11 protein-coding genes and 2 pseudogenes are annotated in these 14327 nt (G+C 68.8%); 10 read left to right on the top strand and 3 right to left on the bottom strand.

The features are described 5' to 3' along the window. From ACFWF3_RS05705 to fadD11, 7 genes and pseudogenes are all read left to right on the top strand, one after another. Nucleotides 1-100 (top strand): annotated as a pseudogene (locus ACFWF3_RS05705) (metal-dependent hydrolase); the annotation flags it as partial. Continuing rightward, on the top strand, nucleotides 97-1128 hold the full coding sequence (locus tag ACFWF3_RS05700; RefSeq protein WP_379312606.1) for a PDR/VanB family oxidoreductase: 1032 nt from the start codon (nucleotides 97-99) through the stop codon (nucleotides 1126-1128). The pseudogene ACFWF3_RS05705 and the gene ACFWF3_RS05700, both read left to right, overlap by 4 nt. After that, nucleotides 1125-2621 carry an aldehyde dehydrogenase family protein gene (locus ACFWF3_RS05695; protein ID WP_379312609.1) on the top strand — a complete coding sequence of 499 codons (1497 nt, stop codon included), beginning with the start codon at nucleotides 1125-1127 and terminating at the stop codon, nucleotides 2619-2621. The genes ACFWF3_RS05700 and ACFWF3_RS05695 overlap by 4 nt, the downstream gene beginning before the upstream one ends. A gap of 3 nt (nucleotides 2622-2624) precedes the next feature. Then, the gene (locus ACFWF3_RS05690; protein ID WP_379312604.1) at nucleotides 2625-4082 is read left to right on the top strand and encodes a flavin-containing monooxygenase; all 1458 of its coding nucleotides are present in this window, start codon (nucleotides 2625-2627) and stop codon (nucleotides 4080-4082) included. Beyond that, entirely contained in the window at nucleotides 4082-4954 is an 873-nt protein-coding gene (locus ACFWF3_RS05685) for a short-chain dehydrogenase/reductase (RefSeq protein ID WP_379312607.1), read from the top strand. The genes ACFWF3_RS05690 and ACFWF3_RS05685 overlap by 1 nt, the downstream gene beginning before the upstream one ends. Next, nucleotides 4951-5898, top strand: coding sequence for an alpha/beta hydrolase (locus tag ACFWF3_RS05680; RefSeq protein ID WP_379312602.1), 948 nt, complete (start codon nucleotides 4951-4953; stop codon nucleotides 5896-5898). Before ACFWF3_RS05685 ends, ACFWF3_RS05680 begins: the two co-directional genes overlap by 4 nt. Continuing rightward, the gene (gene fadD11, locus ACFWF3_RS05675) at nucleotides 5895-7694 is read left to right on the top strand and encodes a fatty acid--CoA ligase FadD11 (RefSeq protein ID WP_379312601.1); all 1800 of its coding nucleotides are present in this window, start codon (nucleotides 5895-5897) and stop codon (nucleotides 7692-7694) included. Before ACFWF3_RS05680 ends, fadD11 begins: the two co-directional genes overlap by 4 nt. On the opposite strand, the gene ACFWF3_RS05670 is transcribed toward fadD11, so the two are convergent. After that, the gene (locus tag ACFWF3_RS05670; protein WP_379312600.1) at nucleotides 7681-8910 is read right to left on the bottom strand and encodes a PucR family transcriptional regulator; all 1230 of its coding nucleotides are present in this window, start codon (nucleotides 8908-8910) and stop codon (nucleotides 7681-7683) included. The two genes, fadD11 and ACFWF3_RS05670, sit on opposite strands and share 14 nt — an antisense overlap. Before the next feature lie 165 nt (nucleotides 8911-9075). Between ACFWF3_RS05670 and ACFWF3_RS05665 the strand changes: the two genes are divergently transcribed. Continuing rightward, nucleotides 9076-10647, top strand: a complete 1572-nt coding sequence (locus ACFWF3_RS05665; RefSeq protein WP_379312599.1) for a GMC family oxidoreductase — start codon at nucleotides 9076-9078, stop codon at nucleotides 10645-10647. Then, a complete protein-coding gene (locus ACFWF3_RS05660) occupies nucleotides 10644-12347 on the top strand; it encodes an aldehyde dehydrogenase family protein (protein ID WP_379312598.1) in 1704 nt (567 codons plus the stop codon). Before ACFWF3_RS05665 ends, ACFWF3_RS05660 begins: the two co-directional genes overlap by 4 nt. Before the next feature lie 80 nt (nucleotides 12348-12427). On the opposite strand, the gene ACFWF3_RS05655 is transcribed toward ACFWF3_RS05660, so the two are convergent. Beyond that, a complete protein-coding gene (locus ACFWF3_RS05655; protein ID WP_378630766.1) occupies nucleotides 12428-12901 on the bottom strand; it encodes a MarR family winged helix-turn-helix transcriptional regulator in 474 nt (157 codons plus the stop codon). A 136-nt stretch (nucleotides 12902-13037) separates the two neighbouring features. On the opposite strand from ACFWF3_RS05655, the gene ACFWF3_RS05650 reads away from it, so the two are divergent. Then, complete coding sequence (locus ACFWF3_RS05650) at nucleotides 13038-13874, top strand: SDR family oxidoreductase (protein WP_378989724.1); 837 nt, start codon at nucleotides 13038-13040, stop codon at nucleotides 13872-13874. 12 nt (nucleotides 13875-13886) lie between these two features. On the opposite strand, the pseudogene ACFWF3_RS05645 reads toward ACFWF3_RS05650, so the two are convergent. Then, nucleotides 13887-14327, bottom strand: a pseudogene (locus ACFWF3_RS05645) (peptidase); the annotation flags it as partial.

The raw sequence follows: 14327 nt of genomic DNA, 5'->3' as shown, positions 1-14327 counted from the left end.
GATGCCGCGCTACCTGCGACCGAGTTTCCATCCCTCCCAGCTGGGTTCGATGGACAACGCCCTGCGGTATCTGGCGCACTCGCCGGCGGCTCGCGCGTGAACCCTCCCGCGGGTGTCGCGACACCGAGCCTGCGAGCCCTCGGTGCCGCCGTCGACATCTACAAGAAGGTTTTCACCCAGCCCGCGCTGTCGCCACCACATCCGGTGCGGCACAACGGCTTCGATCTCGACGTGCGGGTGGAAGCGGTGCACGCCGAGGCCGCCGACGTGGTGAGTCTGACCCTGGTGGGCACCGAAGGCGGGTACCTGCCGTCGTGGCGGCCGGGGTGCCACATCGATGTCTTCCTCGCCTCGGGCCGCCAGCGCCAGTACTCGCTGTGCGGTGACCCGCGCGACCGGCATCGCTACCGGATCGCGGTGCGCCGCATAGACAACGGCGGCGGCGGATCGCGGGAGATGCACACCCTGCGCGCCGGTGACGTGTTGCGCATCCGCGGTCCGCGCAACGCCTTCACCTTCGTCGAGACCGCGCCGTCGTATCTGTTCATCGCCGCGGGCATCGGGATCACGCCGATCCTGCCGATGGCTCGGGCGGCCGGTTCCCGAGGGCGACTGGTCTATCTGGGCCGTTCGCGCGAGACCATGCCGTTCCTGGCCGAGCTCCCGGCAGGCGCCGAGGTGCGCCCCGACGACGAATTCGGCTCACCCGATCTGCCCGCACTGCTGGCCACCGCCGCCCCCGGTGCGGCGGTCTACGTGTGCGGTCCTCCCCCGGTGCTCGACGCCGCCCAGCGCAGCCTGTTCGCGCTGAATCCCACTGCCTCGCTACACACCGAACTGTTCTCGGCGCGGCCGGTGACCGACGGCAAAGCCTTCGACATCACCCTCGCGCGCAGCGGGCGGACCGTGCGCGTCGAGAGCACCGAAACCGCGCTCGACGCGATCCGCCGGGTGCGCCCCGACGTCGTCTACTCCTGCCGACAGGGCTTCTGCGGCAGCTGCAAGACCAAGGTCCTCGCGGGCTCGATCGATCATCGCGACCGACTACTCCCCCCGGGCGAGCGTGCCGACCACCTCCTCACCTGCGTGTCCCGTTCCGCCGGTGGCGCACTCACGCTGGACCTCTGACCGCGAAAGGCACGCCTCCCGTGACCACCACCCTCAGCTTCGACGTCCACAGCCCCGCGACCGGTGCCCTGGTCGGTTCCTATCCCAGCCATGACGAGAGCGCCGTCGAGGCCGCCGTCGAACGGGCCCACGGTGCCGCGACCTGGTGGCGCACCGCGGGTTTCGACGAACGCGCGCGTCGTCTCGATCGCTGGCGCGCCGAGATCACCCGCGGCCGTGACGAACTCGCTCGCATCATGAGCCAGGAGATGGGCAAACCCCACTCCGACGCCGCGCTCGAGATCGTGATGGCGCTCGAACACCTGAAATGGGCCGCGCACAACGCGAAAGACGTGCTCGGCCCGCGATCGGTCGCGCCCAGCCTGTTGACCGTCAACCAGGCCTGCCGGCTCGAGTACCGCCCCTTCGGCGTGGTCGGGGTGATCGGCCCCTGGAACTACCCGGTGTTCACCCCGCTCGGCTCGATCTCGTTCGCCCTCGCCGCGGGCAACGCGGTGGTGTTCAAACCCAGCGAGTACACCCCGGGAGTCGGCGTCTGGCTCGCCGAGGCGTTCGCCCGCGTCGTCCCCGAACAGCCGGTGCTGCAAGTGATCACCGGCGGCGGTGAGACCGGCGCGGCGCTGTGCCGCAGCCGGGTCGGCAAGATCGGGTTCACCGGTTCCACCGAGACGGGCAAACGCGTGATGGCCGCCTGTGCGCAGCGGCTCACGCCGGTGCTCATGGAATGCGGCGGCAAGGACGCACTCGTCGTCGACGCCGACGCCGACCTCGGCGCCGCCGCCGACGCCGCGCTGTGGGGTGGCATGGCCAATGCCGGGCAGACCTGCCTCGGAGTGGAGCGGGTGTACGTCCACGCCGACGTCTACGACACCTTCCTCGCCGAACTGCTCGATCGGGCCCGCGGCCTGCGAGCCGGGTCGGGAACAGCGAAGATCGGTCCGATCACCATGCCCAAACAGCTGGCCGTGATCCACCGCCACATCGAGGACGCCCTCGCGCGCGGCGGGCGGGCGTTGCTGGGCGGCCTCGACGCCATCGAGGGCCAGTTCGTGCAGCCGACCATCCTGGTCGACGTGCCGCACGACGCCGCGGCGGTCACCGAGGAGACCTTCGGCCCGACGCTGGTCGTCACCCGGGTCGCGTCCATGGACGAGGCGATCGAGCGGGTCAACGACTCGGAGTACGGGCTCGGCGCCACCGTCTTCGCCCGCCGCGACGGCGACGCCATCGCCGACCGCATCGACGCGGGCGCCACCTCGATCAACGCGTTCGTCGCGCACGCCACCATCCCGGCGCTGCCGCTGGGTGGGGTCGGCGCCTCCGGCTTCGGCCGGGTGCACGGTCCCGACGGTCTGCGCGAGTTCACCTACGCCAAAGCGACTACGCGGCAGCGGTTCCCCTCGCCGCTGGCGCTCACGACATTCACCCGCAGCGCCCGGATCGACACCGTCGTCGATCGCCTGGTCTCGGTGCTGCACGGAAGGATCGGCTGACCCATGCCCGCAGAACACACGCACATCGTCGTGCTCGGCGCCGGATTCGGCGGGATCGGGCTGACGATCAAACTCCGCGAAGCCGGCTTCGACGACATCGTCGTGCTGGAACGCGCCGACGACCTCGGCGGCACCTGGCAGGCCAACACCTACCCCGGCTGCGCCTGCGATGTCCCCTCCCAGCTCTACAGCTACTCCTTCGCGCCCAACCCGGAGTGGTCGCGCACCTACGGCAAGCAGCCCGAGATCCTCGACTACCTGCGCACTGTCGCCGAGTCCAACGACGTGATCCGGCACGTGCGGCTCGGCACCGAACTCCTGGACGCGCGCTGGGACGACGAGCGGTCGCTGTGGCGGATCGCGACCTCGCGAGGCGAGCTCACCGCGGACTACTTCCTCTCCGCCGCAGGAATTTTCGCGGAGGCGAAGTATCCGTCGCTGCCCGGCCTCGACACCTTCGAGGGCGCGGCCTTCCATTCCCTGCACTGGGACCACGACCACGATCTGACCGGCAAGCGCGTCGCGGTGATCGGCACGGGCGCCTCCGCGGTCCAGTTCGTACCGGAGATCCAGCCGAAGGTCGCCGCGCTGACGGTGTTCCAGCGGTCGGCGCCGTGGATCGTGCCGCGGATGGACCGCCCGACGATCGGGCTCGAACGTCGCCTGCTGCGCCAGATCCCATTGGCGCAGAAGGCTGTTCGGGGGACCTGGTATTCGCTGATCGAGGGTTTCGGGCTGGTCGGGTTCGTCGACAACCGATTCCGGCATCCCTTCGAGCTGCTGGGCCGGATCCAGCTGCGCCGCCAGATCCGCGACCCGAAGCTGCGTGCGAAGGTGACGCCGGACTACATGATCGGCTGCAAGCGAGCCATCTTCTCCGACGCCTATCTCCCCGCCCTCGACAAGGACAACGTCGACGTCGTCACCGACGGTATCGCCGAGGTGCGCGCACGCTCCATCGTGACCCGCGCCGGGGTCGAGATCCCGGTGGACACCATCATCTACGGCACCGGTTTCACCTCGACGCCGAGTGTTTTCGATCGCATCGTCGGCCACGACGGGCGCTCGATCGCCGAGCTGTTCCGGCAGCGTCCGCAGACCTATCTCGGTGCCGCGGTGGCCGGGTTCCCGAATTTCTTCTGCACCCTCGGTCCGTTCGGTGCGGCGGGCAACCAGTCGGCGGTGTTCATGATCGAGTCGCAGATCGCCTACATCGTCGACGCGCTGAGCACGCTGCGCGCCCGCGGCGAAACCCGCATCGAGGTGCGGTCGCAGGTCCAGCGCGACTTCGTCGAGGAGATGGGCAGGCGCAGCGCCGAGACCGTGTGGCTCACCGGCGGCTGCGAGAGCTACTACACCACCGCCGAGGGCGGCAACGCCGGGCTGTACCCGAACTGGAGCTTCGAATACCGCCGCCGCACCAGACGATTCGACATCGAGTCCTATGAGGTGTCGGCATGATGGGCCTGCCCGATCTCGCGCCGACCTCCTGGTTCGCGCGCTCCTACGACGTGGCGGGCAAGGTCGTCCTGATCACCGGCGCGGGCCAGGGCATCGGCCGTGAGCTGGCCGCGATCCTGTCCCATCGTGGTGCGCGGGTCGTGGTGGTCGATATCGACGCGGTCGCGGCCCGCCGGGCCGCCGACGAGTTGGGGTTGGACGCCCACGGTATCGGCGCCGATGTCGCCGACCGGGCGCAGATGACAGCGGCGGTCGACGAGGTGGTGCGCCGATTCGGCACCCTCGACGTGGTGGTCGCCAACGCGGGCGTGACGCCCGAGCCCGCCACCGTGCGCACGATGGACCCGGCGGACTTCGACCGGGTGATCGGGATCAACCTCACCGGCGTGTTCAACACCGTGCACCCGGCCCTGGACCACATCGTGTCCGCGCGCGGGCACGTCGTGGTGGTGTCGTCGTGCGCGGCGTTCGCACCGGGGATGGGCGGCTCGCCGTACATGGTGAGCAAGGCCGCGGTCGAACAGCTGGGGCGGGCACTGCGCGTGGAACTCGCCGCGAGCGGGGCCAGTGCCGGCGTCGCGTACTTCGGCGTCGTCGACACCGCGATGACCCACGACATGCTCGACACCGACGACCTGGGCAAAGAGCTCGACGCGATGCTGCCGTGGCCGCTCAATGTGCGGATCACCGCCGAGTACGCGGCCAAGACGATCGCCGACGGCATCGCCCGGCGCGCACCGCGCACCATCGCCCCGAGCGGGTGGGAGCCCTACGCGTTGCTGCGCGGTGCGATCAACGTCGTGCTCGATCACCGGCTCGCCGCCGACTCCACGGTGCACGCGCTGATCCGGGCGATCGAGCAACGCCGGTGAGCGCCGAACGCGGGTCGCTGCGGGCGCGCACCGTCCGGCGGGTGTCGGCGCTCACGGTGGGTCAGCTGGCCGCGTTCGCGCCGGTGAACGCCTACACGCTGCCGCCGTCGCGGTTGCTGATCGAACAGGCATTGCGGGCGGGCGCGCCGCCGTTGCGCGCGACGGCGACCGAGCCGGTGGACGAGGACGGGATCCGCGGCGAGTGGGTGCGTGGGCCGCGCGCCGACCGTACCGACGCGGTCGTGCTCTACATCCACGGCGGCGGGTTCGTCGCCGGTTCGGCCCTCGGGTACCGCGGCGTCGCCTCCCGGCTGTCCACCGCGACCAAGCTCGCGGTGTTCACCCTCGACTACCGCCTCGCGCCCGAGCACCCGTTCCCGGCCGCACCCGCCGATGTGGCCGCCGCCTTCGAGTGGCTGTCGCGGCGCTGTCCGGCGGACCGGATCGTCGTCGCCGGTGATTCCGCCGGCGGCTTCCTGGCGGCTCACCTGACCATCGAGAACGCCCGCGCCGGGCAGCCCGAACCGGGTGCGCTGGTGTTGTTCTCCCCGATGGCCGACCTGAGTCTGGCCACCGCCATCGGCCACGAGAACCAGCACCGCGACGGTCTGCTGTCCACCCAGATCGCCAGGCAGGCGATCGCCGCGTTCACCGCCGAACCGTTCGACCTGCGACCTGTCCACGGAATGCGGCTGCCGCCCACCTTGATCCACGCCAGCGACACCGAGTACTTCGGCGCCGACGCGACCGAACTCGCGCGGCGCTGGCAGGCCACCGGGGCGCAGTGCGAACTGCAGGTGTGGCCGGATCAGATGCACGCCTTCCAGACCCTGCCGATCGTCGTCCCCGAGTCGAGGACCGCCTATCGCGCAGCGGCTCGCTTCGTCGCCACCCATCTCGACACCGCCCCCGCGGTCATGACCCAGAAAGCGCCTGCCTCGTGAGCATTTCCCGTTTCGACACCCTGCCCGCAGCGTTCCAGCACACCGCCTCGATCGCCCCCACCGCGATCGCCTTGCGCACCCCCGGCGACACCAAGACCCTCACCTGGGCCGAGTACGCGACCCAGGTCCGCGCCGTCGCCGCCGGACTGGCCGGTCTCGGTGTGCGTCGCGGCGACACCGTCGCACTGATGATGAGCAACCGGGTGGAGTTCTATCCCCTGGAAGTGGGTGCGCAGCATCTGGGCGCCACCTCGTTCTCGGTGTACAACACGCTCTCCCCCGAACAGCTCGCCTACGTGCTCGGCAATGCCGGAGCGCGCGTGGTGATCTGCGAGCCGCAGTACGCGAAGCTCATCGCCTCGTCCGGGGTCGACGTCGACCACATCGTGTGCGTCGACGAGGCGCCCGAGGCAACCCTGTCGGTGAAGGATCTGCTCGCGGCGGGCCGTGACGATTTCGACTTCGACGCCGCCTGGCGCGCGGTCCGTGGCGAGGACGTCGCGACGCTCATCTACACCTCGGGCACCACCGGCGCGCCCAAGGGCGTCGAGACCACCCATGCCGCCCTGCTGTTCCAGGTGTACGGCATCGCCGACATCCTCGGCATCGAATTCGGTGACACCATCACCTCGTTCATGCCGACCGCGCACATCGCCGACCGGCTGACCGCGCTCTATGTCCAGGAGGTGCTGGGCACCCAGGTGACCAGTGTCGGCGATCCCAAGCAGATCGCCGCCGCCCTCGCCGACCTGCATCCGACCATCTGGGGCGCGGTGCCGCGGGTGTGGGAAAAGCTCAAGGCCGCCATCGAATTCAAGGTCGCGGCCGAACCCGACGAGACCCGCCGCCAGGGCATGGCGTGGGCGATGTCGGTGGCCGCGGCCCGCGCCGCCCATCAGCTCGCCGATGAACCGGTACCCGCCGAGCTCGCCGCCGAATGGGCGCGGGCCGACGAACTGGTGCTGAGCAAGCTGCGCGCCGCCCTCGGTCTGGACCGGGTGCGGTGGGCCATGTCCGGCGCGGCCCCGATCCCGCCGCAGACGCTGGCCTTCTTCGCCGGTCTCGGCATCCCGATCGCCGAGATCTGGGGCATGTCGGAACTGTCGTGCATCTGTAGCGTCAGCCATCCCCGTGACGCCAAGCTCGGGGCGGTCGGAAAGCTGTTGCCCGGCATGGAATCACGGCTGTCCGACGACGGTGAACTGCACGTGCGTGGGCCGCTGGTGATGAAAGGCTACCGAGGGATGCCCGAGCAGACCGCCGAGGCGATCGACGCCGACGGCTGGTTGCGCACCGGCGACATCGTCAGCATCGACGACCACGGCTACCTTCGCGTCGTCGACCGCAAGAAGGAGATGATCATCAACGCGGCGGGCAAGAACATGTCCCCCACCAACATCGAGAACGCGATCAAGGCGGCCACGCCGCTGATCGGCGCGATGGCCGTGCTCGGCGACGGCCGGTCCTACAACACCGCGCTGATCGTGCTCGACGCCGAGTCCGTCGAGCCCTACGCGCGCGAGCACGCGCTCCCCGACGCCTCCGCCGCCGCGCTGGCGGTCGATCCCACGGTGCGGGCCGCGATCGAAGCCGGTGTGGCACAGGGCAACAGCAAGCTCTCGCGGGTGGAGCAGATCAAGCGCTTCCGCATTCTGCCCACGTTCTGGGAGGCGGGCGGTGACGAGGTCACGCTCACGTTGAAGCTCAAGCGCAAGGTCATCGCCGAGAAGTACACCGCGCAGATCGACGAGCTCTACGCCGAGAACCCGCCCGCCGAGGTCGTCAACGCCGGATAGCGGTACCCGACTTGTCCGACCCCGCCTGGCGCGGTCGGACGAGTCGGGTTGTCTGCAAGGCGAAGTAGAACTCGGCGGCCGCGGTGGGATCGGTACAGCTGCGGCCGGTGAGGGCTTCGATTCGCCGCAGCCGTTGGTGCACGGTGTTGCGATGGAAGTGCAGTCGTTTCGCCGCATCGGCCACCACCCCGCCCGCGGCGAACCACGCCTCGAGCGTCTCCAACAGCGTGTCCCGCTCCATCGCGGGCAGCTCGAGGACCGAGCCGAGAATTCCGGTGGCGAGCTGACGACTCACCTCCGGCAGATGCGCGATCAGCAACGGGATCGGCTGGTCACCGAAGTTGTTGACCTCGATATCGCCGGGCCAGGCGCACCGGCACGCCAGTTTCGCCTCGTGGAGCGCGTCGTGGGCTCGGCGCGGATCGTCGAACGGGCGGCTCACCCCGACCCGGCCGGTGGCCAGGCCCGCGAGGACCGCGTCGGCTTCGGCCCGCGCCGTGCCCGGTTTCAGGCTGATCAAGCCGATGTGGGTGTCGAATTCGACCGTCCAGATCGAGTGCACGCCGATCGAGCGCAGACGTTCCTCGACGCCGCGCAGCGGGGCCGCGACCGGCTCGACGATTTCGGCGCTGACCACCAGGAACGTCCCGGTCTCCGGCAGGTTCAGCAGGCGCAGGGTTTCCCACAGTGGCGCGCCGTCGTCGACGGCGGCCGACAGCAGTGAGCGCAACGCGAGGCTGCGGGTCTGCGCGTCGCGATGGGCGCGTTCGAACGCCACCTCACCGTAGGCTTCCGCGGCCGCGCTCGAGTAGTCGTCGATGATGCTCCACAGCTCGGAGCCCTTGTGCGCCAACGATTCCGTGAGCTCGCCGCCCATCTCGCCGAGCAGCCGGTCCCATAGCAACCGGCCCGCCAGCCGGTACGCGTGCAGCAGCGCCGCCAGCGGAACCTGTTGCTCGGCCTTGAGCCGTCCGGCAGCGCGCGCGGCGTCCAGCCGCGGCCGGGAGCGACCCCCGAGTTGACCGAGCAGAGTCACCAGGTTGTCGTAGGTGGCCTGGCGCAGGTCCTGGTGGGTCAACCAGGTCGCCTCGGCATAGGCATGGTCGCCGGACAGGATTTGCGCCACCAGCACGTCGGTCAGCTCGTCCGCCCGCAGCAACAGCCTGTCGACAAGCTCCACCGATACGTCGGACGACACCTCGGGAACTGTCGTCATCCTCTTATTGTAGGCGCTGCGAAAAGCGTCCCTACCAGCTGCGTTGTGCACTTGCACACTGAGGTCACGGTAATCCGGAGCGCTGGACCATAGGCTGCCCGCCCACCGTCGGCCACGATCGAGACAAGTGATCCACCTCACTACATCGCATCGAGAGGCATTGCAATGTACGACTACGTCATCGTCGGCGCGGGTTCGGCAGGCGCCGTGTTGGCTGCCAGACTCTCCGAGGATCCGGCGGCATCGGTCGCCGTCATCGAAGCAGGGTCGGCCGACAGCGCCGACGAGATCCATATTCCGGCCGCGTTCGGCGCCTTGTTCAAGAGCGAGTGGGACTGGGATCTCGACACCGAACCCGAACCGCAGCTGGGCGGTCGGCGCGCGTACCTGCCCCGCGGCCGGATGCTGGGCGGATCGAGCTCGATGAACGCGATGATCTACATCCGGGGCAACCGTGCCGACTACGACGCCTGGGCCGCGGCCGGTGCCGAGGGTTGGTCCTACGACGATGTCCTGCCGTATTTCCAGCGAGCCGAGGACAACGAACGAGGCAAGGACGCCTATCACGGCGCCGGTGGACCACTGCGCGTCTCGGAGAGTCGTTCACAGCACGCCATTGCCGGAGCCTTCGTCGAAGCGGCCGAGCAGGCCGGGTACGCGCGCAACGAAGACTTCAACGGCGCAACACAATTGGGCGTGGGCCGCTATCAGGTGACCCAGCGTGACGGCATGCGGTGCAGCACAGCCGTCGCCTATCTGCATCCGGCGATGACGCGGCCGAACCTGACCGTCATCACCGATGCGCTCGCCCAGAAGGTGCTGTTCGAGGGCGATCGGGCGGTCGGCGTCGAGATCAGCCGTGGCGGCGAGGTCGACACGGTTCGTGCCGAACGCGAAGTCATCCTCTCCGGCGGCACCTACGGATCGGCGCATCTGTTGCTGCTGTCGGGCGTCGGTCCTGCCGATGAGCTTGCGCTGTTCCAGATCGAGGTGGTGCGCGACCTTCCGGTCGGCGAGAACCTGCAAGACCACTACATGACGCTGATCAACTACCGCACCGACACCGAGTCGCTGATGACCGCGTTGTCGCCGGAGAACCTCGCGTTGTTGCAGGAGCAGGGCCGTGGTCCGCTCACCTCGAACATCGGTGAGGCGGGCGGATTCTTCGAGACGACGTCCGGCCTGGAAGGTCCGGACGTACAGTTCCACCTGGCACCGGTGCTGTTCCACGAGGAGGGACTCGGCGCACCCGTCGCGCACGGATTCGCCGTGGGACCCTGTGTGCTCCATCCGACGAGCGTCGGCAAGGTGATGCTCCGTTCGGCTGCGCCGACCACCGCGCCGAGAATCGTGCACAACTACCTCGCCACCGACGAGGACCGGCGCAGCATTGTGGCGGGCCTGCGCATCGCCCTCGACATCGCGGGCCGAGCCGCCCTCGCCGAGCACATCACCGCGGACTTCGTTGCCCCCGAGTCGGATTCGGAGCAAGACCTGCTCGCCTTCGCCCGCAGGTACGGCCAGACGCTGTATCACCCGACATCGACGTGTGCCATCGGGTCGGTCGTCGACAGCCGGCTGCGGGTGCTCGGCCTGCAGGGCTTGCGCGTCGTCGACGCGTCGGTGATGCCCACGGTCGTGCGCGGCAATACGAACGCGCCGACCATCATGATCGCCGAGAAGGCCGCCGACCTCATTCGCGAAGATGCCGTCGCCACCACCGGAGGAACGAAATGACCAGCACAGCAACGACAATCGACGCCGCGATCGAGGCATTGACCGAGGGCGCGGCGCGGTGGGCGGCGACTCCGCTCGCCGACCGTCGCCTGCTGCTGCAGCAGGTGCACGACCTGACCGAGCAACACGCGCAGGACTGGGTAGACATCGCCATCGGCATCAAGGGCCTGCCGAAGGATTCACCCCTGGTCGGCGAGGAATGGATCAGCGGCCCCTATCCGGTGATCACCGGCACCGGCGCGTTGATCGAAAGCCTCGCCGCGCTCGACGCCGGTCATAGCCCGGTCGACGGCTTCGAGGTCACCGCGGCGCCCGGCAACAGGTCGGCCGTGCACGTGCTCCCGCACGGGATCTTCGATCGGCTGCTGCTCAACGGCTTCACCGCCGAGGTGTGGACCAAGCCCGGCGTCGACGCCGCCACCGTCCGGGCACGAGCAGGTTCGGGCGCACGCGCACCACGCACGGCAGGCGGGGTCGGCGTCGTGCTCGGCGCCGGGAACATCTTCTCCATTCCGCCGCTGGACCTGCTGTACCAATTGATCGCGGACAACCGGGTCGTGGCATTGAAGCTCAACCCCATCACCGATCCGCTGCTTCCGGTGTTCGAGCGCATTTTCGCCCCGCTGATCGATCGCGGGTTCTTGCGAATCCTCACCGGCGGTGCCGATGTCGGCACCGCGCTGGTCAACCATCCCGACGTGACCTCGGTGCACATGACCGGCAGCAGCAACACCCACGACGCCATCGTGTTCGGCCGGGGAGCCGAAGGCGCGCAACGCAAAGCAGCGAACACACCGCTGCTGACGAAACCGATCACCAGCGAACTCGGCGGCGTCTCACCCACCATCGTGATCCCCGGGCAGTGGTCGGAGGCGGATCTGAAGTTCCAGGCCGAACACCTTGCGACGCAGCGACTGCACAACAACGGGTACAACTGTGTCGCGTCCCAGGTCGCCATCGTGAGCGCGGACTGGCCACAGAAGGAGAGATTCCTCGCCGAGCTGCGTGCGGCGTTCGAGCGGGCACCGGGGCGACCGGCGTACTACCCGGGCAGCGAGAGTCGAGTGGCCAACGCGCGCAGGGAATATCCGCAGGCACAGAGCGTCGGCCCGAACAACGACCGCACGCTGGTGCTCGGAATCTCGCCGTCGAAGGACGAACCAGCGCTGCGCGAGGAGTACTTCTCCCCCGTTTTCGGTGTCACCGAACTGCCCGGCACCGGGTCGGCGTTCCTGCGTGCCGCGGTCGAGGTCTCGAACGAGCAGTTCATCGGCACCCTGGGCGTGAACATCATCGCCCACCCGAAGACGCTGCGTCAGCTCGGCGCCGCGCTCGATGAGGCGATCGTCGACCTTCGATACGGCACCGTCGCGATCAACGCCTGGACCGGAGTCGGCTATCTGACCGCCCGCGCGAGCTGGGGTGCGTTCCCCGGCCATACCCTCGACGATGTGCAGAGCGGTATCGGCGTGGTGCACAACGCGCTGCTGATCGAAGATCCCGAACGCACTGTCGTCCGTGGGCCGTTCCGACCCGCGCCCAGGTCGATCACGCGCGGTGAATTCACGTTGGCGCCCAAGCCGCCCTGGTTCGTGACCAACAAGACCGCCGCCACCACGGGCCGTCTGCTGGCCTATTTCTCGGCTGCGCCGGGGTGGTCCAAGCTACCGGCGATCTTCGCCTCCGCCCTGCGCGGCTAGCTGTTCGCCGCAGCGACGAAAACCCGTTCCACCGGATCGACCGGCACCGAGATCCGGTGGAACGCTCTCGCGCCGGGGGGTCAGCGTTGGCGCACGGCGTCGTAGGCCCGCGGCAACGCTTCGCCGGAATTCATCGCCAGCAACGCTTGGTGCAGGTTCGCGCGCTGATCCTGATCCAGACCGTCGAAGAGGTCGTCGTTCAGTGTGCGGACGAGCTCGTCAGCCTGCTCGACGGCGCGCATTCCCTGCTCGGTGATCTCGACGAGAAACCGGCGGCGGTCGCGGTGATCGCGAATCCTGGCGGCCAGGCCCGCCGACTCCAGATGGTCGATCGCGGCGACCATGGTGGTCGAGTCGATGCGCAGCCGGGTTCCCAGTTCGAGCTGAGAGCTGGCCTGGTCGCCTGCCAGTACCTTCAAGATCATGAAGTGTCTGGTCCGCAGGCCCAGGGTGGCGAGCCGATCCTCGCTCACACGGAACATCACCTGCCCGAGCTTGATCAGCAGGCAGCTGGTGTGGTCGGCGACCATGTCCGGGATCAACGGTTCGGTCACTGGTGGGAAACCTCGATTTCTGAGCTGGACAGCAGAGGCGATCGTAGTCGTCGCCACACCCGCGTCGGTCATCGGCAGCCATCATCACCGATAATCGCTACAGATAATAGTTCGTACTACTGATAGTCTGCCCGGCATGGCGTCAGAATTCATCCAGAAGATCGACCTTGCCGACAAGGTCGTCGTCGTCGCGGGCGGCACCAGCGGCATCAATCTCGGTGTGGCCGAGGACTTCGCGCGGGCCGGTGCTCGCGTGGCGGTGCTCAGCCGCTCCGCGGACAAGGTCGACGCGGCCGTCGAACGGCTGCGCGAGCTCGGGGCCGAAGCCTTCGGTGGGAGCGCCGATGTCCGCGACTACAGCGCGACCGAAGCCGTCCTGCGATCGGTGCACGAGCAGTTCGGCGACTTCGACGTCATGATCTCCGGTGCGGCAGGCAACTTCCCCGCCGCCGCCGTCGGCATGTCCGCCAACGGATTCAAGTCGGTCGTCGACATCGACCTGCTCGGCACCTACAACGTCCTGCGCGCGAGCTACCAGTTCCTGCGCAAGCCCGGCGCCTCCGTCATCAACATCTCGGCACCGCAGTCGGAGCTGCCGACGATCACCCAGGCGCACGTGTGTGCGGCCAAGGCCGGCGTCGACATGCTCACCAAGGTCCTGGCGATGGAATGGGGCCCGTTCGGCATCCGCGTCAACGGTGTGATCCCGGGCCCGATCGATGGCACCGAGGGCATGGCCAGGCTGGCCCCGACCGAGCAGGACCGGGCCCTGGTCACCGGAAGCGTCCCGCTGCGCCGCTACGGTACCCCCCGCGACGTCGCCAACGTCTGCCGCTTCCTCGCTTCCCCGCTGGCCGACTACGTCTCCGGCGTTGTGCTTCCGGCTGACGGCGGGTGGGTCCTCGGTGGCGCGTCGCAGGCGATGGGTGTCATCGGGCAGCCGCTCCTCGACGCCGCGCACCAGGGTCAGTAGCACCTGGGCGCGTCATGACCTGACCTCTTCCCAGAGGCGCAGGTAGACCTCGGCACCGCGAAAGACGTCGGCCATGATCTCCGGGCCGCCGAGAACACGGACCGCTTCGAGCCAGTCGGCGTAGGTTCCGTAGGTCGCGGTGCCGTCGGTGTTGATGTCGAAGGTGCGCTCGCCCCATCGTTCCCTGTCGAACGTCACCGCGCCGTCGTGGGAGACGAAGGGATATCGGATGGTGCCGGGTCCGAGCGGGCCGCCCTGGCCGGCGATGCCGTTCATATCCGAACCGAAGCCGAAACCGAACTCCGCGCCGGGCCGGGGCAGCACGCGGGCTTCCCGCCAGGCTTGGACGAAGCTCGCGGGCCCACCGGCATAGGGAGTCGCGAAACCGCCTACCGCATAGACCCGTTCGGTGGTGGTGGGCGAGTCCCAGCCGTGCGAGGACAGCACACCGGC

It is taken from the genome of Nocardia sp. NPDC060220, from assembly GCF_042727815.1.
Lineage (GTDB): Bacteria > Actinomycetota > Actinomycetes > Mycobacteriales > Mycobacteriaceae > Nocardia.
This window is presented reverse-complemented; position numbering and strand designations above follow the sequence as displayed.